Source organism: Paenibacillus sp. 22594 (assembly GCF_052044425.1).
Lineage (GTDB): Bacteria > Bacillota > Bacilli > Paenibacillales > Paenibacillaceae > Paenibacillus_AQ.
Map to the genome: position 1 here is coordinate 60,161 of NZ_JBQENA010000008.1, position 23,701 is coordinate 83,861.

Sequence of the window (23,701 nt, forward strand, 5' to 3'; positions counted from 1 at the left end):
TGACTCTAAACTTGGTGATAATCTATACTAACGATTTAAATCATGTAGTCCGGGACTGTGCTCATTCGCCAATTCCGGCATCATCGGCACTGGAAATCCAACAGGAGGAGGCACCACTTCAAGCGTCCCTTTGTTGCGGCTTGGAGAGCTTCCCTGAAAGATCTCACCCATCCGGTTAGGTTCCATACTGAAATTAAATTGCGCGTTATGATATCCGAGGTCCACAAATTTTCGGCACTCCGGGTATTTGTTGATGTCGTAGTTCGGAATAGGGAAGAGAGATCCCCAGTTGACACCCAGCGTTTCCAGCGCTTTGGCGAACGCATTTTGGTGGGCATTATCCCGGACAATCAGGAAAGCGAGGGTTTCACGGAAGGTTTTGTTCGAGCTCATCTCATATATCCGTGTTTTCTGCAGCACACCTGTGGATTCCAGTACGACATTATTCAGCAGATCAGCAATCAGGTTCCCGTGGCTGTATACGTAATTGCCAAGCCATGGATTACCCGCTGCGTCAACAGGCAGGGAAGCTTGGGCACCTACAATATAATGATGCGGATTGGCATGTTTTACGGCTTCGTTCAGAGGAGCACTATCTGTACCGCCGTTACCGGCCTCATTGGCTCCTGAGCCGTTCAGTAATTGATTAATGGTGTGCTGCACCAGCTCAACATGGGCAATTTCCTCCAGGAACACGCCCCGGAGCAAGTCCCGGAACTGAAGTTCTGCACCGCGGAAATTACTGCTCTGAAAAAAATACTGCATCATAGTGCGCATTTCTCCGTAATGACCGCCCAGAATTTCTTGGAGTACCTTGGCTGCAGCCGGATCGGGCTTATCTACCTCAATATTATTGATCAGACCTTCTTTGTAAAAATACAAATGGAAACCCCCTTAAAAGTAATTTTCTTGTGAGGTATCTTCCCCTGAGACCGCATGTTTATTCTGCATCTTGCCACAGAGTTATAAATTTCCGTAGGAAACAAAGTGTATGAATTCCTCTGCAAGAAACCACAATATCAACATGTGAATAACTACAAAGGTGGTTCTACCATGAAGGGAAAGAAAGGGGCTCTGGTTGCACTCGCTTCCATCCCGCTGATCATGACATTAGGCAACTCCATGCTGCTGCCTATTCTGCCGCAAATTTCTGGCGAGCTGGGGGTCAGCGCTTTTCAGGTCAGTATGATTATCACCGTTTACGGACTAATAGCTATCCTGATGATCCCGATTGCGGGGTACTTATCCGACCGATTTGGGCGTAAAAAGGTTATTCTGCCAAGCTTAATCATTGCTGCTCTGGGCGGGGCTGGCTGTGTTGCTGCCGCATGGTTTTTGGAGGGGGCCACTGCATACTGGGTTATTCTGGGCGGGCGCTTTATCCAGGGGATCGGAGCTGCCGGAGCCTTCCCGATCGTTATTCCTTTTGTCGGGGATTTGTTCAAGGATGAGAAAGAAGTCAGCAGAGGCTTGGGTGTCGTGGAGACCTCGAATACCTTCGGCAAAGTGCTTAGTCCCATTCTGGGCGCTTATCTGGGAACGGTACTTTGGTACGCTCCATTTATTGCGATCCCGATTCTATGTCTGGTAGCCTTTGTCCTAATGATATTGCTCGTGAAGGAGCCGAAATCTGAAGGGCAGGCGGAGAAAAAAGCGCTGGGACAGTTCTTAAAAGGAATCAAGGAGATCCTGCATGAAAAAGGTCGCTGGTTATATTCGATTTTTGCCATCGGCGGGATTTGCATGTTCGTAACGTTTGGAGTGTTGTTCTACTTATCGGAAACCCTGGAGGCCAAGTACAACCTTCACGGCTCCGCCAAGGGCTTCGTTCTGGCGATTCCACTGGCCCTGCTCTGTCTGGCTTCTTACGGAAGTGGTAAGATTATCGGCCAGAACAAGCTGCGGATGAAATGGCTGGGATTCGGAGGCATGGTCCTGCTGACAGCAGCCATGGTCATCACAGGGTTCAACAGCAATATTTATTTCATGGTCGGATTCCTGAGTCTCAGCGGTATCGGCATTGGCGTGGCTTTGCCCTGCATGGACGCTTTGATTACGGAGAGTATCGAAAAGGAGAACCGGGGGACCATTACGTCTCTGTACAGCAGTATGCGCTTCATCGGGGTCGCTCTGGGTCCACCCGTTGTTTCCCTTCTAATGACCAGAGGACACTGGGTACTGTTCGGAACGATGGCAGCTGTCGGGGCCGTGGGGGGGCTGCTGACATTATTCGCAGTGAAGCCCAGTGAAGGCGGAAACCCTAAGGACAATAATCCTTTCAAATCCGGGAGAGGCATGAAGAATCCATGGCAACGCCAGCGAGCACGGTAACTGATCAGGAAGGAGAGGAGAGACGAATCAATTGGGAAAGTTCTCTATCCGGAAAGCAACTTTACTGGGGACAGTATTTCTTGTAAGTGTTGTACTTATTCTATGGCATTCCTACAAGAGGGTCCAGTCTGAATCCGGTCTGGAGCAGCTTGCTGCCATGCGGAGTGCAGACGGCCCCAGAGCCTATTTTGGAGCGGGAAAAGGACATAATCTCATTATCATTCAGCTGGAGTCCTTCCAGAACTTCTTGCTGAATCAATCTGTTCAAGACCAGCCTCTGACTCCTGTACTGAATGAACTGGCGTCTGAAAGCTTATATTTTCCCTATCTGTTTCAGCAAATTGGCCGTGGAAATACGTCGGATGCAGAGTTTGCCGCCAATACCTCCATCTATCCGGTGGGGGGAACACCCATGTCATCGAAATATGGGAACCGGAAGTTTCCCAGTCTGGCCAGATTGCTGCATAAGCGGGGATATACCGCGAATACGTTTCATGTGAACGATGTGAGCTTTTGGGACCGGAACCAGTTGTACCCGGCACTGGGCTTCGACACCTATTATGACCAGCCCTATTTTCACAAAGAGAAGTTTAACCGTTTCGGGGCCTCGGACGAGGAGCTCTACCGCGTAGCCTTCAACAAGCTGAACGCTTTGGCGCTGAAGCATCAAACGTTCTATGCCCAGTTGGTTACCGTCTCCAGCCACTCTCCTTACAGGATCCCGGAAGACAGGAAACGTCTGAAGCTGAATGCGGCATTAGACGGCAAGACGCTAGGGGATTATCTTACGGCCATCCATTATGCTGACTATGCCCTTGGGACCTTCATCCATAAGCTTAAACAAACCGGATTGTGGAATAACAGCGTAGTTGTTGTATACGGGGACCATTTCGGACTCAATAAGAAAAAGTATAATCCTCAAAAGATCAGCGATGCCCTGAACATTCCCTACCATAAGCACATTAGCACCTTTAATGTGCCGCTGTTGATTCACCTGCCGGGACAGCTCAGCGGGAGAATCATAGACCAGACCGGAGGCCAGACCGACATTCTTCCGACAGTAGCCAATATCATGGGCATTGATCTGAAGGCGGAAGGGTTTACGGCTTTTGGGCAGGATCTGGTCAATACAGACCATAATATTATCGGCATGCGCTATTATTTGCCCACAGGCTCGTTTTTTAATGATGAGGTGCTCTTTGTTCCTGGTAAGGAAGGCTTCAAGGATGGGAAAGCGACTTCCATCAGAACGCTTAAGCGTATCGAAGATATCACTCCCTACAAGGCAGACTATGACCATATTATGGAGCGGATGAAACAGTCGGACAGCTATGTGAGGCAGCTGCCTGTCCGGGCAGGAGTCGAGGAAACCGGAACTAATGGAACCCAAAAATGAAATTACAACTGGAGGAGTGACGGCGAATGAATGATTTAACCCTTATGCAATCCATACGGAAGCTCGCACAGCCTTTGGGCAGCGATGAATCGTATGACAGTCTGATCGCTGAGGCCAAAAGCGCAAGTTATGTTCTGCTCGGAGAAGCATCGCATGGCACCTCAGAGTTCTACAGCGTTCGTGCCGGGCTGACCAAACGTCTTATCGCAGAAGAAGGCTTCCGGTTCATCGCGGTAGAAGGGGACTGGCCATCCTGCTACACGCTTAACCGCTATATCAAAGGGTATCCGGATGCGGCAGACCATGCAAGGGCGGCTCTCAGCGATTATACCCGCTGGCCCTCCTGGATGTGGGCAAACCGCGAAATTCTGGAATTGGCGGAATGGCTGCGCAGCTATAATCAAGAGCGGCCGGATTCAGAGAAGGTTGGCTTTTACGGCATAGATATGTATAGTCTTTGGGAATCGATGGATGAAATCCTGAAATACCTCGCTTCCAAAGGCAGCCCGGACCTGGAAGCGGCTATACATGCTTTTGAATGCTTTGAACCTTATGGCAGGGAGGGGCAGTCGTATGGGATATCAGCGTCTTTATATGGAGAGGGCTGCGAGGAGGAGGTTGTTTCGCTGTTAAGCAAACTTCAGGATGAGTGGAAGCAGGCCCATCCGGCTGACCGCGAGAATGCATTAAGCGCGGAGCTCAATGCGATGACTGTACAGGGGGCGGAATCCTATTACCGGACGATGATACGTCATGACTCCGATTCCTGGAACATCCGGGACCGCCACATGGTGGCAGCCCTGGAGAAGCTGATGGAGTTCCATGGTGAGGGCGCCCGGGTAGTGGTGTGGGAGCATAACACTCATATTGGTGATGCCCGGGCAACGGATATGGCTGAAGACCAAATGGTCAATGTGGGCCAACTGCTGCGTGAAAAATATGGAAGCACCGTATATGCCGTAGGCTTCGGGACGTACCGGGGGACGGTAATTGCCGGGAGAGCCTGGGGAGCTCCAGCGGAGGAAATGCAGGTTCCGCCAGCGCTGAAGAACAGCTGGGAGGAGCTGCTGCACCGGGATGGGGCAGAAGACAAGCTGCTCCTGTTCAGCCAGGGAGAGACCGTACTAGATCAGAAGGTTATCGGACACCGGGCTATTGGTGTGGTCTACCATCCGGAACGAGAGCGGGGCAATTACGTACCTTCCATTCTTTCGAAGCGCTACAACGCTTTTATTTATCTCGATCATACCCACGCGCTGTCTCCGGTTCAGACGGGGGCTGCTTTTACCTCTTGATCAGAACTTGGTAACTGAACGGATCAAGATGGAGCTGCAAGCTGCCCCCTGTTGAAATCACCGGTTCCTCATTTGTTACATCCTGAAAGTGTCCTTCCAGCGGAAGGGACAGGGAAACAAGCTGGTCCGAAGGGTTCAGTGAAATCACGAAATGTGCATGCTCATCCATACGTTCATATACAAAAGCACGTTCCCCCGGATCTGCCTTCAGGACATGGAAACGGCCTGTCTGCAAAGCCGGGAACGTTCCGCGCAGCCGGATCAGAAACCGGTAGCACTCGAACAGCTCCCGGTTCTGGAACTCTTTTTCCCAGATCATGCATTTGCGGCAATCCGGATCACCAGTCCCCTCAAGACCGATTTCATCGCCATACAAGATGCAGGGAGTGCCGGTAAAAGTGAACAGGAGGGCTGCAGCAAGCTTAAGCTTTCTTGCATCCCCGCCCAGCTGCGTGAGAATCCGCGGAGTATCGTGACTCGCGAGCAGGTTGAACAATACCTCATTGGCTTGCTGCGGGTAACGCATCAGGAGGTTGCTAATCTGGGCTCCGAAGCGTTGAGCGTCAATGTCACCGTTATTCAGATATTCAATCAAACGCCTTGCAAGCGGATAGTTCATGACCGAATCGAATTGATCTCCGTGCAGCCAGCGCATAGAATCACTCCATACCTCTCCAATGATAAAAGCGTCGGGATTGATGGTTTTAACAAGCCTGCGGAAGTTCCTCCAGAAGGTATGGTCAACTTCGTTGGCCACATCCAGTCTCCAGCCGTCAATAGCTACTTCGTTCATCCAATACGCAGCAGTATCCAGCAGATATTTCCGGGCCTCAGGATTTGCCGTATTCAGCTTGGGCATCTCAGCAAAAAAACCAAACGCCTCATAGTTGGGCTTCCCATGGGTTACCTTCACAGGAAACTCATGAATGTGGAACCAGCCGGCATAGGGGGAGTGTGGTCCATGTTCGATCACATCCTGAAACTGGGGCGACTGTGCACTGATATGATTAAACACGGCGTCAAGCACAACACGGATATGCCGGGCATGAGCGCTTTGGACCAGATTCTTCAGTACCGCAAGGTCACCAAAATTCGGGTCCACCTTCCTGTAATCGGTTGTATTATATTTATGGTTACTCGGAGCTTCAAAGATTGGGGTCAGATATATAGCAGTGATCCCCAGCTCAGCCAAATGATCCAGATGGTCTATGATTCCTTGAAGATCTCCTCCGAAGAAGCTTTCAACAGTAGGCGCATCTCCCCATGCCGAAATACTCACGGGATCATTTCCGGGGTCGCCATTGGCGAACCGGTCGGGCATGATCTGATAGAATACGGCAGACTTGGCCCATTCCGGAGCCTTAAACAGATCCACTTCATGGATATAAGGTCTTTCGAAGTATCCTTCCGGCGGTTCAGGCTGCCTGGTGAAGATTCCTGCTTCCGTCATCCAGACGGTCTCCTCTCCGGCTTGAAAGCGAAAGGCATAAGAGAAGCGCTTGTTTTCGGGTTTTACAGCCGTTTCCCAATAATCAAAAAGCTGGTCGGCTGCTATCTTTTGCATCCTGTGCTCATGATGATAGTTCTTCCAATCATATTTGTCGCCCGTAAGGGCAAAGACCTGCTCTACATTCTCCTTCTGGGTCCGGACGCGCAAATGGAAGGTGTCATTGTTATAGAGGTATGCCCAGTTGCTATGAGGGACATGATGCAGGCCTTCCAGATGAATAGGTTTATGCTCTGCCGCAGAATTCACAATACAATCCTTGTTCTTCACAAAAGACCTCCCAATCATTTGAATATGTATATTGTAGCCGCCAGATTGGAAATTAAGCCTTTCTTTTGCGGAGAATTTACAAGTGTGAAATTAAAAAGCCCTCTCTATCCGGTTCGGATAAAAAGGGCTACTGCTGTTAGGCGTTTACGGTTTCATGTCTTTTCACTTGTAGCGGCGGAGGAATAAGCCAGCCTTTTTCTTTAGACATCTTCAGAATTTTAACACCAAGGGCTGCCTTGGTCATGTGATACTTGGCGAATAAAGCCCCAATATCCTCACGAATACTTTGTCCCATTACTTGGCTGCAGGCTACCAATGAAGTGGCGACGTCCGCTGCAATTTTGGCTGAAATTTCGGGGTCTGTAAACCTTGCTCCCACAGGAATGTCTTCGAGCTTGACCTGTGGTCTGTCAGGCAGTGCCGGAGCAGTGCCAATACCGTTGTCTGTCAATAGTTTATCGCATTCGCTTATTTCCAGTTCAGCCTGATCAATCAGTGCGCCAAGGACTTTCTTCAGATCATGGTCGCCTGCGTGATTCAGGTATGCACGGTAACAGGAGATAGATCCCTTTGCAACTATTGAAGCTTGCCATACACCATAGATTTCTCCGTAATGCATAGGTTCATCTTTTGAATTTCCGCCTAATATCCCTGACATACACATACTCCTTTATACCTTTTATTTTTCTTTCAAAAGACGGTAGTTCCGTCTCTGCTTACTGGCATAGTATGTCCTGGATCCCACAAATTAACGCGCAAATTCGTGTGAAGTTCTCAATTTCCATAAATGATATCCTGCTTGCCCAATCTCGAATCGTTCCAGACCGCAGCCAGTGTATCAGGGAATTTGGTAGCTGCAGTGATATAGTCGCCAATCAGAGGAACAGGCGTGGGAGAATTACCGTTTGGATTGGTGGAAACATCGGATATCCGCCGATTGGCGAAGGAGACGCCGGCATTGAAAGATTCGGCGACAAAAACATCCAATAGAAATCCGTTCACCCGGTTGGTGTAATAAATCACCCGTATGGTTCCGTTCGAGGGGGAGACGGTAATGGAAGGGGAGAAGTTCTGTGAGCCTGCCGGTGCTCCTGTGATGTTGACGGGCGTGGACCACAACAACCCGTCCGGTGAACGGGAAAAGAAGATATCCGCATAGCCCAGACGGAAATCATTCCAGACCGCATACACAAACCCCCCGAACTGTCCGGCGGAAATGTCGGTCCCCAAACTCAGGTTGGTCTGTACACGAAAAGCATAATTCGGCACAGGCAAGGGGCTGGGTACAGGCACCGTATTGGCTATGAATGTGGCTCCCCGGGTAACCGGAGGGTTGAAGGTGAGCCCGCCGTCCAGGGACACCCGAATCAGCGCATAAGTGGGAAGGTTGGACCGGGTCTGAATGTACCCTACATATAGTTCTCCGGCGAGTCCAACGGCTAGAGCGGCACGGTCAAGTTCCCCCCGGGGATCCGATATACGCTGGGGGCTCTCCCAGCTGAGTCCCTGATCCAGAGAACGCTGAAAAAAAATGGCCGAGTTCTGGGAAAGATCATAAATGGGTGTATACCCTACATAAGCATTTCCCCGGTATGGGCTGGAGGGAGAGCGGTCAACAGCGATGAAAGGTTCATCGTTATGTACGTATAAGCCATATCCTTGCTGCACAAGGACAGGAGGATTAAAGGTAAGCCCGTTGTCAAAAGAGGTGTAGGTCGCAATGGTTCCATCCCGGAATTCATTAAAAAAGTGAACCGCTACGATAAAGGTGTTGGGGAACGTATAATCGATCGTAGGCGCTTCTGCACTCATGTACCCCGGAGCTTGCGGCAATACAGAGCTTGACCAGGTTAATCCCCCGTCGATCGATCGGTAAAAACCGGTTAATGCAGTACCCGTACTGTCTTCCACCGCTACCACACACAGAATATTGGGGTCCAGCGTATTTACGGCTATGGAGGGTTCAATATGGTTGCCCGGTAAGGCAGCAGTAATGTTCACGTTAGCCAATGGATCACCTCATTTTAGGGGGTAATAATCGATAAACGGTCAAAGTATGTAAGCTCAGACTGCAGGATCCGATCCAGCACGTTTCCGTTAACATCGAGTGCAAAGATATTAATAACCGTGTTTACCGCACTAAAGAAATTAATCTGAACCTCATAATAATTGGCTAGACTTACGGAGAAGGTTTGGATCACAAGCTGCTGGGGGTCCAGCTGGAAAAGTGCCTCTCCTACAGCCACACGTGTGGAATTGGCTCCCCGAAAATGGAATACCTGCAGCGTGAGATTAATGGGGGAAATAGTGGAATCGTTTAAGCAGGAGATTTGAATCCGGTCCAAATGGGTGGAGCCTGTTGGGGGATTATATACCGCTCCCGTTGTGAAGGGCATCGCATGAACTCCTTCCGGCCTGATTAACGACTGTTAAGAAAATATGCTGCTTTGTATTTGTCCTATGCAAATCATCCCGAAATATGTATAGGTACAGAGGAGAAGAATTCTCTCTCTGCTGTACCCCGCCTAGATTATGGATAAGCCTGCAAATACAATAGGTCCGATGACGTTGGGGATATTTCCGCCCGATACAGAAGACGCGGTTATTGCATAAGCGTAGTAACCCGAAGTCAGCCCGGAGTCCACATAAGATAATTTCACTGCATCAAAGGCATTCACAGCTGTACCGCTGGACCGGAAGGTGCTGATCTGCACCGCATTGCGTACGATAGTGAAGATAACATCCGGGGAATTAATGCCGGTGCTCTGCAGACCGATAGTGGCTTCAAGCTGAACCGATCCTCCTGTGGCAACATTCAACCCGAATTGTCCAAGAATGAGGCTGCTTGGCAAAGCTAATATAGATAAAGAGGTGGACTGAGAGAAGCTGGACGGGATGCTTTTACCCAGATCAATAATTTGTGTCATGGCAGTCACACCAGGGAAAGGCCCGAAAATAACACGGGACCTACCAGATTTGCACTGTTCAGAACAGCGGAATTCATCTGCGAAACGGTAAGGGTATAGGCGAAATAGCCAGCGGTCAAGTTACTGTCCACAAAAGAGAAGCTGATCGGATCATATTGATTGATATTCAGCGCACTCGCCGTAATCGTAAACACCGCCGTGCTTCCCCGTGAAATTGTGAACAGCAAATCCGGACTTCCCATCGTATTCTGGACACCGACTGACGCGCTCAGCCACACATTGCCTCCCTGCCCTGTTGCCAAACCGAATTGAGCGAGCGTATTGCTTGAAGGCGTTCCAAGAATGGGGATCGAGATCGACTGGCTGAAGCTGGCGGCAACACTTTTACTGAAATCGAGAATCTGGGCCACGGTACTCAGCTCCTTGTAATAGATTTGGTCTATTTATAAAATATGTATGTTGGTGTGTGAATGATTGGACGTGATACAGGCGTTATTTGACAAGGGGCAGGGGTTAACGTATCTTGGTACTATAAAAACTATTTAAGTACCGAAATAGTAAAATCGAAAGGAGCTTTTATTATGGATAACATTACAATTATGAATGGCAACCCCAAATCGGCGTCCGGAGGCAGACTGATGGGTATGGCACTGGATTATATGGCTTATCCGCTGGTCGGAACGATAGATCAAACATTAATTGAGAGCACATTACAACAATTATGGGGTCTCGGAAAAAACCGTTTCAGCCATCAATATGCTTTTGAGGCAAGACTGGATGACAGAACCATGGGGATGATTACCTGCTACCCGGTATCGGTGATGGATAAGCTGGTGTGGCCCACGGTCCGGGAGCTAATCAAAATGCGGAAATGGAAGCTCATCAAGCATTCGCTGCTGCATTTGCAGGATTTGTGGTCTATGGTGAGCCTGAATGAGGGAAGAGCGGATGAATATCACATCGGAGCATTGGCTACCTTGCCGGAAGGCCGGGGATACGGAATCGGTTCGAAATTAATTCATTTTGCAGAGGGAAAAGCCAGATTGAGCAACTACGGGAAATGCTCCCTGACCGTCAAGCAAGAGAATTTCCGGGCCATCAAGCTATATGAGCGGCTGGGATACCAGATCGCGGATACGATAGAGAAAAAACCGTATTATTTATATCGTATGGTAAAACCCCTTCCGCGTATCCTTACCTAAGTGTTAAGGTAGTAACGGGAAGCTAGAGGAAGGGTGGACGGGCAAGGGCATGGACAATAACGTATATTTAAAAATTTTAAAATGTTTTGGCGCCAAAGGCACGAGGTTTACGACAGAGGACCTGGCCAGAGAGCTGGGTACGAGTAAACGTACCGTATATGCCTATTTTTCAAGTAAGGATGAAATGATAGAGAAAACCATAGATTTTGTGTTTACGGAAATTACCCAATCAGATACGGACATCCTGGAAAATGCAGAGCTTTCTGTTCAGGAGAAAATCAGGCTCTATTTTCAGAACATACCTGATGCTTATTCGATTGGTACTATTATCCGGCATATGGATGACCTTCAGCGTTATTATCCCCGGCTCTACGAGAAGGTGAACCATCACCTGGATACGATTTGGGATGGTGTCATTGAGCTGGTGCAGGAAGGAATGAATCATCAGGAGCTGCGGAAGGTGGACACGGTCATTCTCAAGCTCATGCTGAATGAAACCCTGAGAAAGCTGCTCGATTATGAGTTTATTGCCAATCATCCGGTTAGCTTCGAGTCCGGCATCAAGGCGATGAGTGATATTGTTCTATATGGCTTGATGAGAGAGGGATTGGTGAAAGAATAGAAGAACCTAAGCCCCCAGGGAGCTAAGAGAAATAAATACTTTTCTTGGGGGCTAGAAAAATATAGGGCCAGCAGGTATAGTTAGTTAATAAAATTAACTAACTATATCAAAAAGGATGAACAATGAAAAACCAATCTGCAGGTACGCCGCGAACCATGCGCAATCTGAATGAATTGCTGATTCTGGATGAGATTATAGGCGGGGGACCGCAATCACGGGCCGATCTCAGCCGTCAGACCGGGTTAAGCAAACCAACCGTATCCTCAGCCATAACTCATCTCATCGGGCGTGGACTGGTCAGGGAGACGGGCAGGGCCGACAACTCCCAGGGGAGAAAAGCAACCTGGCTTGAATTCAATACCCATTGCTTTTATGTGGCTGGCGTTGATCTGGGGGCTACACGGATCAGGATGGCGCTGGCTGATATGGGAGGGCAGATTGTCCAGTACCAACAGCTGGCAATGCCTGAAGGAAGCCTGACGGCTACAGAGTTCCAGACCTTTTTAGTTCAAAGCCTGGAAGGGCTGCTTAAGGAATACGGTGTCGCATGGGACAAGATTATGGCTGCCGCGATCGGAATTCCCGGGGTCGTGGACCCTGCTGGCGGTGAAGTGTCTAGGCTGGTTTCACCGCTGAAGGGCCTCGAAACTACATTGGAGCTTGCCAACTTAACCCGGCTTCTTCCCGTCCCCGTTATCACTGAAAATGATGTGAATCTGGCGGCACTCGCGGAGTATTCCTTAACCGGCGATGCCGGAGGAGGGGGCTCACTCTTATACTTCTCGTTAGGCGAGGGAACCGGGGGAGGCATCATTATTGATGGTGCAATCTACCGCGGCCTGGGCGGAGGAGCAGGGGAATTAGCCAATATGAGGCTCAGTGCCGGGAGGCTGGAGGATGTTCTTTCTGCCCAGGGACTTCAAAAGCTTACCTCCGCTATAACAGGGGAGCAGGACAAGAAGCCGGATTACTTCAGTTCTGAACCCGGAATCTCTGCCGAGAGATTGTTCGAAGAGGTCAGAAAGGGTGACCCTGTGGCACAGTCCGTAATGGACGCGTATAGTGGAATCCTGGCAGAGGCATTAACCAATATTTGCGCTGTAATCGCTCCGGATTCAATTGTTTTAGGTGGAGGACTTGGCAGCAACGGAGACGTATTGCTACACCGGCTGGAAGCCCGGTTAACAGGGCTGGATCGCAACCCGCACCTGGCAGTCTCATGCCACCGGGAGAGGGATGTCGTTACCGGAGCCATTCAAATTGCGGTACAAGCTGCCTTTCGCCGCCTCCGTGAAGAATGGACGCTTTAGACATAATCAATAGAATCTGGAGGTATGCTGGAATGAACATTCATAGTGCCGGAATCGATGTGGGCGGAACCAAAACGCTGTTATGCCTGGTTGACGAAGAAGGGAATATCCTGGCGCAGCGTAAGCTTGAGACACAACTTACGCGTGATCCCCGGTTGTTCTTCGCCTGGTTGTTTGATGAATTGGAGCAGTTTTGTGTGCAGAACGGGGGCGGGCTTTCTTCGCTGAGCGGAATTGGTATCGGGTTTCCCGGGGTGATGAATGAATCCACGGGGATTCTATCCAGTGCCCCTGCACTGAATTGGCCTGCCATAGATATCCGTCCGGTCATCGCAGACCATTATCCGGGGACTATTGTGCTTGATAACGATGTGAATATGGCGGCGCTTGGAGAGCATGCTGCCGGAGCCGCCGCCGGCTCTGAACATTTTATGATGATTACAGTAGGAACGGGAATTGGCGGAGCTATGTTTTTGAACGGGCAGCTGTACCGGGGGGCCGGATTTTCGGCCGGTGAGATTGGTTACTTAATTCTTGAACCGGAAGCTGACCTTGTTTCTGCCGATTCGGAGAACAGTGAATTCGGGCCTTTTGAAATGGCTGTGTCCGGTACAGGGATTGGCCAGAAGGCCGCCGATTATCTGCTTGAGGACAGCCGGTTCTCCCTGATCCGGCAAATCGCGGGAAGCGGACCGGTCCGGGCGGAGCATGTATTTGCAGCAGCGGAACAGGAGGATGCAGCCGCTGTGCAGATTTTGAACAAGTCTTATGAGCAGATGGCGGTTGTCATTAAGAATATAACGATCACTCTTGACCTTCATCTAATCATTCTCGGCGGCGGGGTAGTGGAGAAGAATGCTGGTTATGTCCAGGAGATTACAGACCGTGTCAGCCGTTATGCTCCGCATCAACCTGTAATCATCAGGCAGGCGGTCTTAGGCAATCAAGCTGGAGCCATCGGAGCTGCGGCAGCGGTCAGGAGCAGACTGGCAGGTAAATAGGAGGAATTCTTCCTGCAAATAGGTAGCCCCTAATAAAAGAAACAGCGGCAGTCAGGGACGACAAATGAAGTCCCTGACTGCCGCTGTTTTATTGAAGATACGTTTCTTCTAAGATCCACGATGGTGATCATGTTGTAATTCCCAGTTAATCATTCCGTTCTCCATTCCGGTTCTTGTCATCTTCAATTTCTCCAGAACTTTAATAGAAGGAATGTTATCTAAATGACACTCTGCCACGATTTTTTTTGCTTTTTTTGATAATAATGCCCATTCAATAATTGCTCTAACCGACTCTGTAGCGATCCCCTTGTTATGCATTTCCGGAATAAAACCATACCCAACTTCTACAATGCCTTGATCATCAGGCTTTCCTTTAAATCCAATGTCGCCAATAACTTGGTTATGATCAGCTAAAGTTACAAACCACACGCCCCAGCCCAACAATTCAGGGTCTTCCTTAAGGTTATCCAAATAATTGACGATATGCTTTCTTATAGAATACGTTTCAGATACCTTCTTGTAATTTTCCTGGTTAAAAGCAGTGATGATTAGTCGTTCAGTTATGATTTGCAAAATGTATTCCTCCTCGTTTCAATGAGAACTATCGTTCCCCGTTAGACGAATATGCCGCCCTGAGTAGAGTAATTCATACTTCATCTTCATATATATTTTTTAAAATCAAATCTGCGCATTCTTCGGAAGTATTTAAATGTGTGTTGACCGTACAATTATACTGGATATCTTTTGCCATGATTTTGTGTTGCCAGTCCGATTGGTCTTCGGTTCTATTTCCCCGTGAAATATTTCTCTGACGACAAATGTCTAAAGGGCAAAACACTTCAACTATGTATAATGGGTACCCAGAATATATATTCTTCACTTTTTCATAATGGGGTTTCAACTCAGGTCTTTCTACCAGAATACCATCAATAAGTACATTTTTACCATGGTCAGAAAATAATTTGGCTGTATGATACATCATAATAATTACTTCACTTAAATACTTCCAGTAATCTTCACGAAGATAACGTTCGCCTATCATTTCTTCAAAAAGGTCATTGGCAACAACATAAAAAAATTCGTTCGATTTTAACTGCAAAGCATCTACTATTGATGTTTTTCCAGAACTCGTAACGCCATTTAAAAATACGATTCTACCTTTGTTCATCCTTTAAAACTCCTTATCAGTTCAATTAATTCCATATTAACATTTAAAAAAGTTTCGCTGGAAATATAAAACAACTATAATTGAACTATCCTCCCGTTGTTGAATCGGAACGTAATAAACAAAAAGCAGAGATTATCCAATGAATGGATGATCTCTGCTTTTTGGCGTTGGAAATATAGGTTATGCAGCCGCATGAGCCGGCACCGGGAAAATCCGCATGAACAGGAACCGGGTGAGCGGACCGACTACAATGAGCTGAAGGGGCAGCGCGCAGATGAAATTGAGTCCCACCGTTGAAAAGTAATGGGCGAAGAAGTTGCCGCTAAGTCCGTAGTGTGCCAGGGTGCCGTATAAGGACATGCACAGCACCATGCCGCAGACCATGAAGAAGGAGATGGTAAGTACCTTTTTGATGGTTGGATCTGTCGGTTTGACGAGCTTGAACGCGATTCCTTTGGCTATTCTGCTGACTACCACCACATCCATGAACAGGCCGACAATTAATGCGGGTACAAAGCCGATGGCTACCTCCGCAATGACGCTGCTGGTCCAGCCAGTAGAGAGAACTACATTATAAATGCTCATGAAGAGCACCATTAACGTACACATGATTGCCGTAAAGATCAAAGCCTCTTTTTTATTCTTTCCCATTGCCCAAACTCCCTTGAAATATAATTTTGTGACTGCGATCATAGTAACAGACCCCAAATTAATCGTCAACCAGGTTGACAAAGAACATCCTGAAAGTGATACACTTAAATCACCTGTATATTTGGAGGCCCGACAGATGAAGGATTATATACAAAACCTGAATTTAATTGACTTAATCAGCGAAAAGCATAAGGCTTTGCGGGAAGAGGTGAACGGGCGGAGCAGCTACCCGCTTAATAAGACCGAAACTCATATATTGGCCATGCTTGAATTGCATAGCTTGTTGTCTATTTCAGAAATTAGCAGGTTAATCCATATTTCCCGGCAGGGTGCACAGAAATGCATCAACGGCCTGCTTGCCGAAGAATATGTCAAGATCGCCCAGGTCGTTGGCAACGCCCGGGACAAGCATATCACTCTAACTGGAAAAGGGTCTGAGGCATGCCGGAGTATGCTGGAGATTAAGGTAGAGATGGAGCGGCAGATCATAGATCGATTAGGGCAGGAGCAGGTTGAACTGCTAAAGAAGCTTTTGACGGAGGAATGGCTGTAGGATGTTCCACTCTTGACCTTAGGTCTGACCTAAGGTGTATCTTTACAGATATCCAGAACGGTAGGAGTGAAGTTAATGAAGAGTGAGATCACCATCAGTGAACTAGCCAAGCTTATGAATGTGTCGGTGCATCAGATCCGCTATTTTGAAGAAAAGGGTGTACTTCTGCCTTCTTATACTGACGACAACCAGTACCGGAGGTATAGCATCGACCAGATTTATCAGCTGGCCCATATTATGCTGCTGCGGAAGCTGGGGCTGCCGGTCCAGGCGGTCAAGGCATGTATGACAGACTTTGGGCCGGAGGAGGTCCGGCAGTTGCTTCAGAACTCTTTGGAAGACACGCAATCCGAGATTCTCCGGCTTCAGCAGCTTCAGCAGTTTATTGGCAAGGTACTGCATGAGCACGATGACTTCAGCCAGGACACCACGGCTTACCGGGTAGTGCGGCGGGAATCCGTAAATTTGAGGCGGTGGTTCGAGCTTAACGCACAGTCTGCCCTACAGGCAAGACAGCTTGCGGAGTATGCCAAGCCTGCCCTTAACCTGTTTGAAGCAGACATTCATTATGTGTATGAAGGCACCGGTTCCGCTGTACTTTGCACAGAAGTCACGGAAGCCACGGAAACGGTAGACCTGGTGTTGGCTGCAGGAGAGTATCTGTGCTCCCCGTTTCTGGTGTCCCGGGAGGAGGAACTGGCTCAACAGATCGTCCGGTTTGGCGAATATGCGGCAGAGCATGCCTATATTTCCGCGGGACCTCTGATCCTCATTGAGAAATCGTATCTCTCCCTGTTCAGTCAGGATAAGCTTCATTACGAGCTGCTGCAGCGGATGGTATCCGCATGATTAAATCCTCCTTCACTATTGAACCGATGCAGGCCAAGTACAACCGGCAGGTCAGCCAACTTCTTGTGCACGCGTTCAGCGGCAAGTTTTCTCCCTTAACCCGGATGGGGGAGGGCGATCTGGCTCTCTTGTTCGAAGAGCTGCTGGATGCCTTTCCGGGAGAACAGTCAAGTCAACGTGTGGTAGCCATTCATGAAGAAACGGTGATTGGAACGCTGTGCCTCAAGTGGAAACCGGGTGCAGGCGTTGATATTGCGGCAGCGCATCCCCCTGCAAGATTTTCAGAGATGCGGGAACTGGCCCGGTTCGGGAGATGGAAGGTGTTCAAGCTGTTGACCGCGTTACACGTTTTGAGCCATGAGCCGCAAGACGGAGAATGCTATATTGCCGATCTGTCTGTCCATCCGCTGCATCGCGGGAAGGGGACAGGCAAGCTGCTGCTGCAATGGGCGCAGGCTCATGCGGTTTGTCAGCCGCAATGGACCTTCTTGAGCCTCCATGTCTCCGGGAGCAATGCAGGTGCCAAGCGGCTGTATGAACAATTTTCCTTCTGTACGCAAGAAGAGCAGCACCGTCTGCTGCTGTATGTTCTTGTTCGTGAATGGGAATGGGACTATATGATTTTGCCGCTCGATCCCACAGAGAATAGAGCCGGGGAGGAGTCCTAATGAAAAGAAAAATAGGAATATCACTCCTGGTTGGTGTGCTGCTCTGTGCGGGTGCGGTGTTGTATGTATTCCAGCAAAACAGCTTCGACATGAGGGAGCAGTCCATCGAGATCGCTTCTCCCCAAGGCAAGTTAACCGGTACGCTTGTCCTGCCGAAGAACGCTTCCGGTAAGCTGGGATTTGTGTTGTTCATTCACGGTGACGGGCCGATTAATGCTTCCCACGAGGATGGATATAAGCCGTTATGGGAGCGGCTTGCTGCACAGGGCTATGCTTCGCTGTCGCTGAACAAGAGAGGCATTGACGGATCAGCAGGGAATTGGCTCGGTCAGAGCATGGATGACCGCGTGGAAGAAGCACGCCAGGCGCTGGCCTGGGCGAGAACACAGCCGATGATTGATCCTTCACGGATAGGTGTGTGGGGAGCCAGCCAGGCTGGATGGGTGATTCCGAAGCTTGCGGGGAAGGAGCCGCTTGCCTTCAGTATTCTGGTATCTCCAGCGATCAACTGGTTAACCCAGGGGGAGTACAATACGCGGATGCAAATGGCGAAGGATGGATATTCCGGGGAAGAAATTTCAGCTCAGGTAGCGTATGAACAGCAAATCAAGGAGCTTTTGGCAAAGAACGCAACGTATGAAGAATATGTAAAAGCAGCGAATAAGGAGGATGTGATGTCCCGGGACCGCTGGACCTTCGTGAGCAAGAACTTCAGTGCGGATGCGACTGACGATCTGCAGCACTTCAACTCTCCTGTACTCCTCCTGCTGGGAGAAGAGGATGTGAATATAGACTGGAAGGAAACGGAGGAGGTATACCGCAGAGAGGTGAGCCCATCCTTGCTCACGGTCAAGGTCTTTCCCGGCACAGAGCACTCCATGCTGACTACCCGAACGGCGGATTCCAGGCTGCGGGCCGTGATGATCAGCCTGTTCGCGCCAAGACAAATCACGGTCAAAGGCTATATGGAGCAAATTGTAGATTTTTTGCAGAAGCTTTCTTGATCAGAACTCCTGAAAAAGCCTCTCCTATGTCCAAGATATGTAATTCAGTATTGAATATAAATACTATTACATCTGACTAAACCATTCGAGAGAGGCGAGACATGATGAAAAAGAAGGCTTCACCGGTCCCCGCAAGAATTCTTCCCTCCAGAACTGCGGTTAAGCGGACAGCCGGTCCCTCGGCCAAAGCCCAGGTTATCCGCTTTGCGGTGATCGGGGACAGTCATGTGGGATATGGGAACAGCTCCGCCATATTTAAGAACCTTTTGCCGAAAGCGGTGAGCGGTGTAAAACCGGGGTTTGTGATATTCGGCGGCGACAATGCCCAGGCGGGGGCAGATCATGGGAATCATGCAGATGAGTATTACAAGGACTTCAAGAACACTGTATTAAGCACGCTTGGAAGTATTCCTTACAAAGCATCCATAGGCAATTGGGAGGCGAGTACCCGGCCGTTATTCACTAAATATTTGGGTGCTGTGTCTGGACAAATGAACTTTCCGGGAACGCAAGGCAAAGTGAAGTACGTGTGGCTCGATTGTGCGTTAGGCCAGTTCAGTCCGGCGAGCCTGGCGCTGCTGAAGAAGCTGGATGACAAGCACTTTTATGTGATTGATTTTCATTGGCCTTTGAAGATTGCCGGGATTACTGTGGAGCCGAGCCATGTGCTGAGCCAGTCGGAAACCAGCAAGTTTTTCATGGCCATCCCTCCAAAAGCAAGAGACAGGGTACTTGCCATTTTTACGCATCATGGACATTTATTTTACCGGAAGCTTGACCATATCTACCCTGGATTTGCCACAACCAAGTTTTTTGTCTGCGGATGCTCGGGGGATTATAAATGCAAGCCGAACGGGGACCGGGGATATTACGATGCAGCCTTGACGATGAACGGGAATCAAGTCAGTGTTGAAGCCTTTCGGGTAAAAGTGATGTAGACTAATATAATATTTAAGTTGCAGACGTTCCTGGGTTAGGCGAGGCTACTGAAAAGGTACGAAATAGTGGAATGAAGTCCTTCAAACGATTCTGAAGGGCTTTTTTTTTTGGACACATAGCGAACAAACCAATTAGGTATAATAGATAAATAGAGTTGAAGTACAAGGAGAATTTATGAAAAATAAGAGTATTACGTTCAAACTCTTTATGATAACTGTTTTGTTTTTTGCCTTTTTTTATATGATGATCATTCTCTCGCAACTGCTGCTCTTTAATGACTTTTACGAGAATCACAAATTAAATAAGGTGGAACAGCATCTGGCGAAGTTTGCCTCTGATTATACCCGTAAGGATTGGAGCTCCAATCAGCTCACCCGTGAAATACTCAAATTCATGACCCGGAACAGAAGCCAACTGGCAATCATAGATATGGATGGAAAAGTGGTTGTTGATGATCCTTACCATATGCGTATCACGCAGGATGACGGTCAGAAAATGACAGTCTCATTATCTCTGTTTATGACTCTGTATGGAGACCAGTTCAGAGCTGCGAATATTCAGAAAGGGGATCGGATCACGCTCTTGGGTGAGGTAGAGAAACGGGGGAAAGAGAATACCAGCGTGCTCTATCCCGAAAAAATATACATATCGGATTCTAAAGTGATCGGTGAGTATGAGGGAGAGGTTTCCTCTCAGGTGTCAGGGACGGTAAGCAATATTGAACTGCCTTACTTTAAAATCTGGAATCAGCGGCAAGGTCTGCTCATGCAGGCGTTGTCCGAGACATTTCCGTTATCCGGTGAATTAAAAAAGCGGCTGAACCATATGGAGATACAACAGTTCCCATGGTTTGAATCCTGGAGTGGAACAAACAATGTTATCATTTTGCAGCCTCTCTTAAAAAATAATGGAGAGCTGGAAATCCTGTTCTCGGTTACCTCCATCCAGGAAATTAGCGATACCAATGATGCACTTCGTGAATTCTATATCTATTTGGGAATTGGGGGCTTCTTACTGATCCTTATCTTATCCCTGTTCTTCTCAAAAATAGTAACCAAACCGCTGATCGCCCTGAATCAGATGGCGAAGCGGATGCTTAACTTCGACTTTACGGCTGTATCCCCGATTCGCCAAAAGGACGAGTTAGGCAGCCTGTCGAACAGTATGCTGCTGATGTCGCAGAAACTGGACAGTGCGCTAAGTGATCTGAAAGACGCCAACGTCAAATTGCTAGAGGATATTGAGCAGAAACAGAGACTCGAAGTGCTCCAGCAGAGTTTTTTTGCCAACGCTTCACATGAATTAAAGACCCCGCTGAGTATTGTCAAAAGCTTCGCGGAAGGCTTGCAGGATGGAGTGAATGTAAATAAACGCGAGCACTACATGTCAGTCATTATCGAAGAAGCGGGTAAGATGGAGATGCTGATTAAGGATATGCTGGATTTGGCGAGGTTGGAGTCAGGAACCATAGTGCTGAGGAAACGGATGTTTTTGCTCAGCGAACTGGTGGAGAAAGTTGCTGACAAGCTGGTGTACTTACTCAAGGAGAAGGAACTGGAGATTATAGTTGTGCCTGTGAATGAACTGCATGTACTGGCTGATCAGGAATGGATGGAACAAGTCATTATCAACCTGATTATGAACGCCATTCGTCATGCCGAAGAAGGAAGTGTGATCTCCATTGAGATTCATAGCGACACCAGTACTAATCTCTATGTTGATAATATTGGCGAGAACATACCAGACGATCAGCTCAATCTGATTTGGGAACGGTTTTACCGGGGAGAGCCTTCACGCAGCCGCAAGACCGGCGGTACAGGGCTGGGCCTTTCGATTGCCGGGCAGATTTTGGGCATGCACGGTTTCGACTATGAAGTGGAAAATTTGCAGAATGGGGTCCGTTTTATCATCCATTTCAGCAATTAAACGATAGTCACAAGATTGAAAGTAGGGAATGCGATGAGCAAGAAAGTTCTTATTGTTGAAGATGAGACCCGAATCAGGGAAATTATCTCAGACTATTTCATTCAGGATGGCTGGGAGGTTATTGAAGCTGAGAACGGAAAGGATGCGTTAGATGATTTCGATTTGTTCTACCCGGATTTAATAATTCTCGATGTAATGATGCCTAAGATGAATGGGTTTGAAGTATGCCGGAAAGTTCGCAGCCGCTCAGGAGTGCCCATCATCATACTCACAGCTAAATCAGCAGATCATGATAAGGTACACGGCTTTGAGCTTGGAGCGGATGATTATGTGACCAAACCGTTTAGTCCCAAGGTGCTTATTGCCAGAGCGAACTCGCTTATGAAACGTGCAAATGAAAATTATAAGCCACAAGGGCATTTGATGAAATTTGGGTCCGCAATGTTAAATACGTTAGCCCACAAACTGGAGGTGGATGGCAGAGAGGTTGAGCTGGCACCGAAAGAATATGAGCTGTTATTGCTGCTTATGAATAATGAAAATGTAGTGATTTCCAGAGAGGCGATCATTAATCGGGTGTGGGGTATAGATTTTGATGGGGATTATAGGGTTGTGGATTCACATATTAAGAAACTGAGAGCGAAGCTTGGGTATGAATCGAGTTATATTCGTACGGTCATCGGTGCAGGATATAAGTTTCATCAAGAGACTGGAGATAAGTAAGGTTCTTAGAAGGAGTAGATCATCATGATATGGAAATGGATACCCTCGATATGCACTGTATTTAATTTAGGAGCTGGAGCAGCTTCGTTGATATTTACGATTGAAGCCTATTATAGGATTGCATTTTTTCTGATTCTGCTGGCAGCCTTTTTTGATGTGCTTGACGGTCTGTTAGCCAGATTAATGAACTGTCCGAGTGAATTCGGTAAACAGCTCGATTCATTGGCAGATCTGATTTCATTTGGGGCTGCGCCTGTTTTTCTGATTCTACTGCACCAGTCAGGCGATTTGCATGGGGGAGGCGGAGCTGCGGCCATTGTATTTATCATTTGTGGTGCTCTCCGATTAGCCCGATTTAATGTATCTGCATCCAGTACGGAATTTACAGGGTTGCCGATTACAGCGGCCGGAGTGATTCTATCGTTCTTTTCTGTTCCCAATCATCATATGGAGCCAGCAGTGATTATAGCATTAATTGGCGCCCTTTCTTTGTTAATGATTAGCCGGATCCGGTTTCCATCATTAAAAAAGATAACGGTTAGGAAGTGAAATCATGGAGATGGTCACGGAATTCATCTCACAATTCGGTTATGCGGCAATCGTAGTTTTGCTCGCACTCGGAATAGTAGGTCTTCCCGTACCCGATGAGACACTAATGGTGTTTGTTGGTTACTTAGCTTCTGTACATGTGTTGAATTACTTGCTTGTGATACTGTTTAGTTTTATCGGGTCCGTAGCAGGGATGACCCTCAGCTATACCATTGGAAGAAAGCTGGGTTACAGTATTATTCACAAATGCGGTAAATGGGTTGGATTGACTCCCAAACGATATCGGAAGGTAAAAAGATGGTTCGCAAAATATGGGGTCTGGACAATCTTTTTTTCTTATTTCATTCCAGGAGTAAGACATGCAGCCGGATACATATCAGGAATTACGGCGATGCCGTTTAAAAAGTATTTTTTATTATGCTGTATTGGAGCCGCTGTCTGGACGGTTTTGTTTGTATCCATTGGCTTTTTTGTTGGACAGAAGTTTTCATTCTAGCGCGCGCCAATAGAAATATGTACTGCAGACGTTCCCGGGCCTGACGCCGGGAGCGTCTTTTTTTTGCTTCTCAAGACTTGAACTGTGTAAACTAATGGGAGGGGGTGGGCAAATACCTAACATCAGTGGCATAAGTATGCCAGAGCGGGCACACAATAGGGGGAAGTGCAGGCAGGACGTGCATCCTTTTGGTGTGCGGAATGCAGTTTACTTTAACGATTATTGTTTACTTGTTATGTTTCCCTACATATATAGCGCCATAATCTCTATATTTATCAACAGAAAATGGTTTATTGTGCGCACTTGTATTCGTA

The 23,701-nt window shown here is 48.1% G+C and carries 26 protein-coding genes; 16 read left to right on the forward strand and 10 right to left on the reverse strand.

The features are described from left to right. Positions 1-27 precede the first annotated feature (27 nt). Positions 28-882, reverse strand: coding sequence for a manganese catalase family protein (locus ACTJKB_RS23120; protein WP_440836709.1), 855 nt, complete (start codon positions 880-882; stop codon positions 28-30). A gap of 171 nt (positions 883-1,053) precedes the next feature. On the opposite strand from ACTJKB_RS23120, the gene ACTJKB_RS23125 reads away from it, so the two are divergent. The 3 genes from ACTJKB_RS23125 to ACTJKB_RS23135 are packed head-to-tail and all read left to right on the forward strand — an operon-like array spanning position 1,054 to position 5,022. Beyond that, on the forward strand, positions 1,054-2,331 hold the full coding sequence (locus ACTJKB_RS23125; protein ID WP_440836710.1) for an MFS transporter: 1,278 nt from the start codon (positions 1,054-1,056) through the stop codon (positions 2,329-2,331). A gap of 31 nt (positions 2,332-2,362) precedes the next feature. Next, positions 2,363-3,727 carry an LTA synthase family protein gene (locus ACTJKB_RS23130; protein ID WP_440836711.1) on the forward strand — a complete coding sequence of 455 codons (1,365 nt, stop codon included), beginning with the start codon at positions 2,363-2,365 and terminating at the stop codon, positions 3,725-3,727. Positions 3,728-3,753: 26 nt separating this feature from the next. After that, positions 3,754-5,022: an erythromycin esterase family protein gene (locus ACTJKB_RS23135; RefSeq protein ID WP_440836712.1), complete on the forward strand. Its 1,269-nt coding sequence runs from the start codon at positions 3,754-3,756 to the stop codon at positions 5,020-5,022. Here the strand turns inward: ACTJKB_RS23135 and ACTJKB_RS23140 are convergent. The 6 genes from ACTJKB_RS23140 to ACTJKB_RS23165 all read right to left on the reverse strand — a co-directional run bounded on the left by ACTJKB_RS23140 (position 5,012) and on the right by ACTJKB_RS23165 (position 10,136). Then, positions 5,012-6,751 carry an alpha-glycosidase gene (locus ACTJKB_RS23140; RefSeq protein ID WP_440836885.1) on the reverse strand — a complete coding sequence of 580 codons (1,740 nt, stop codon included), beginning with the start codon at positions 6,749-6,751 and terminating at the stop codon, positions 5,012-5,014. The genes ACTJKB_RS23135 and ACTJKB_RS23140 overlap by 11 nt on opposite strands. 184 nt (positions 6,752-6,935) lie before the next feature. Then, a complete protein-coding gene (locus ACTJKB_RS23145; protein WP_440836713.1) occupies positions 6,936-7,457 on the reverse strand; it encodes a DUF3231 family protein in 522 nt (173 codons plus the stop codon). Positions 7,458-7,573: 116 nt separating this feature from the next. Then, a complete protein-coding gene (locus ACTJKB_RS23150; RefSeq protein WP_440836714.1) occupies positions 7,574-8,809 on the reverse strand; it encodes an exo-alpha-sialidase in 1,236 nt (411 codons plus the stop codon). 14 nt (positions 8,810-8,823) lie between these two features. After that, positions 8,824-9,195 carry a hypothetical protein gene (locus tag ACTJKB_RS23155; protein ID WP_440836715.1) on the reverse strand — a complete coding sequence of 124 codons (372 nt, stop codon included), beginning with the start codon at positions 9,193-9,195 and terminating at the stop codon, positions 8,824-8,826. A 129-nt stretch (positions 9,196-9,324) separates the two neighbouring features. Continuing rightward, a complete protein-coding gene (locus ACTJKB_RS23160; protein ID WP_440836716.1) occupies positions 9,325-9,726 on the reverse strand; it encodes a hypothetical protein in 402 nt (133 codons plus the stop codon). A 5-nt stretch (positions 9,727-9,731) separates the two neighbouring features. Further along, complete coding sequence (locus ACTJKB_RS23165) at positions 9,732-10,136, reverse strand: hypothetical protein (protein WP_440836717.1); 405 nt, start codon at positions 10,134-10,136, stop codon at positions 9,732-9,734. Between the two features lie 171 nt (positions 10,137-10,307). Here ACTJKB_RS23165 and ACTJKB_RS23170 point away from each other — a divergent pair, with 171 nt between their 5' ends. The 4 genes from ACTJKB_RS23170 to ACTJKB_RS23185 all read left to right on the forward strand — a co-directional run bounded on the left by ACTJKB_RS23170 (position 10,308) and on the right by ACTJKB_RS23185 (position 13,861). Further along, on the forward strand, positions 10,308-10,928 hold the full coding sequence (locus tag ACTJKB_RS23170) for a GNAT family N-acetyltransferase (protein WP_440836718.1): 621 nt from the start codon (positions 10,308-10,310) through the stop codon (positions 10,926-10,928). A gap of 49 nt (positions 10,929-10,977) precedes the next feature. Next, entirely contained in the window at positions 10,978-11,550 is a 573-nt protein-coding gene (locus tag ACTJKB_RS23175) for a TetR/AcrR family transcriptional regulator (protein WP_440836719.1), read from the forward strand. Positions 11,551-11,672: 122 nt separating this feature from the next. Further along, on the forward strand, positions 11,673-12,860 hold the full coding sequence (locus ACTJKB_RS23180) for an ROK family transcriptional regulator (RefSeq protein WP_440836720.1): 1,188 nt from the start codon (positions 11,673-11,675) through the stop codon (positions 12,858-12,860). A 32-nt stretch (positions 12,861-12,892) separates the two neighbouring features. Further along, positions 12,893-13,861 (forward strand): ROK family protein, encoded by a 969-nt coding sequence (locus ACTJKB_RS23185; RefSeq protein ID WP_440836721.1) that lies wholly within the window; start codon positions 12,893-12,895, stop codon positions 13,859-13,861. 108 nt (positions 13,862-13,969) lie between these two features. On the opposite strand, the gene ACTJKB_RS23190 is transcribed toward ACTJKB_RS23185, so the two are convergent. From ACTJKB_RS23190 to ACTJKB_RS23200, 3 genes are all read right to left on the reverse strand, one after another. Further along, positions 13,970-14,434, reverse strand: coding sequence for a GNAT family N-acetyltransferase (locus ACTJKB_RS23190; protein ID WP_440836722.1), 465 nt, complete (start codon positions 14,432-14,434; stop codon positions 13,970-13,972). 73 nt (positions 14,435-14,507) lie between these two features. Continuing rightward, positions 14,508-15,029, reverse strand: coding sequence for a phosphotransferase-like protein (locus ACTJKB_RS23195; protein WP_440836723.1), 522 nt, complete (start codon positions 15,027-15,029; stop codon positions 14,508-14,510). 180 nt (positions 15,030-15,209) lie between these two features. Then, positions 15,210-15,680 carry a DUF2798 domain-containing protein gene (locus ACTJKB_RS23200; protein ID WP_440836724.1) on the reverse strand — a complete coding sequence of 157 codons (471 nt, stop codon included), beginning with the start codon at positions 15,678-15,680 and terminating at the stop codon, positions 15,210-15,212. A gap of 136 nt (positions 15,681-15,816) precedes the next feature. On the opposite strand from ACTJKB_RS23200, the gene ACTJKB_RS23205 reads away from it, so the two are divergent. The 9 genes from ACTJKB_RS23205 to ACTJKB_RS23245 all read left to right on the forward strand — a co-directional run bounded on the left by ACTJKB_RS23205 (position 15,817) and on the right by ACTJKB_RS23245 (position 23,387). Further along, positions 15,817-16,233: a MarR family winged helix-turn-helix transcriptional regulator gene (locus ACTJKB_RS23205; protein WP_074087102.1), complete on the forward strand. Its 417-nt coding sequence runs from the start codon at positions 15,817-15,819 to the stop codon at positions 16,231-16,233. 75 nt (positions 16,234-16,308) lie between these two features. Beyond that, entirely contained in the window at positions 16,309-17,082 is a 774-nt protein-coding gene (locus tag ACTJKB_RS23210; RefSeq protein WP_440836725.1) for a MerR family transcriptional regulator, read from the forward strand. After that, positions 17,079-17,750: a GNAT family N-acetyltransferase gene (locus tag ACTJKB_RS23215; RefSeq protein ID WP_440836726.1), complete on the forward strand. Its 672-nt coding sequence runs from the start codon at positions 17,079-17,081 to the stop codon at positions 17,748-17,750. Before ACTJKB_RS23210 ends, ACTJKB_RS23215 begins: the two co-directional genes overlap by 4 nt. Then, entirely contained in the window at positions 17,750-18,754 is a 1,005-nt protein-coding gene (locus ACTJKB_RS23220) for an alpha/beta hydrolase family protein (RefSeq protein ID WP_440836727.1), read from the forward strand. Before ACTJKB_RS23215 ends, ACTJKB_RS23220 begins: the two co-directional genes overlap by 1 nt. Positions 18,755-18,855: 101 nt before the next feature. Next, positions 18,856-19,692 (forward strand): metallophosphoesterase family protein, encoded by an 837-nt coding sequence (locus ACTJKB_RS23225; protein WP_440836728.1) that lies wholly within the window; start codon positions 18,856-18,858, stop codon positions 19,690-19,692. A gap of 208 nt (positions 19,693-19,900) precedes the next feature. Then, the gene (locus tag ACTJKB_RS23230) at positions 19,901-21,619 is read left to right on the forward strand and encodes a sensor histidine kinase (protein ID WP_440836729.1); all 1,719 of its coding nucleotides are present in this window, start codon (positions 19,901-19,903) and stop codon (positions 21,617-21,619) included. 33 nt (positions 21,620-21,652) lie between these two features. Next, positions 21,653-22,342, forward strand: coding sequence for a response regulator transcription factor (locus ACTJKB_RS23235; protein ID WP_440836730.1), 690 nt, complete (start codon positions 21,653-21,655; stop codon positions 22,340-22,342). A gap of 24 nt (positions 22,343-22,366) precedes the next feature. Continuing rightward, positions 22,367-22,891: a CDP-diacylglycerol--serine O-phosphatidyltransferase gene (pssA, locus tag ACTJKB_RS23240; RefSeq protein ID WP_440836731.1), complete on the forward strand. Its 525-nt coding sequence runs from the start codon at positions 22,367-22,369 to the stop codon at positions 22,889-22,891. A gap of 4 nt (positions 22,892-22,895) precedes the next feature. Then, positions 22,896-23,387, forward strand: a complete 492-nt coding sequence (locus ACTJKB_RS23245; protein WP_440836732.1) for a DedA family protein — start codon at positions 22,896-22,898, stop codon at positions 23,385-23,387. Positions 23,388-23,701: the final 314 nt, after the last annotated feature.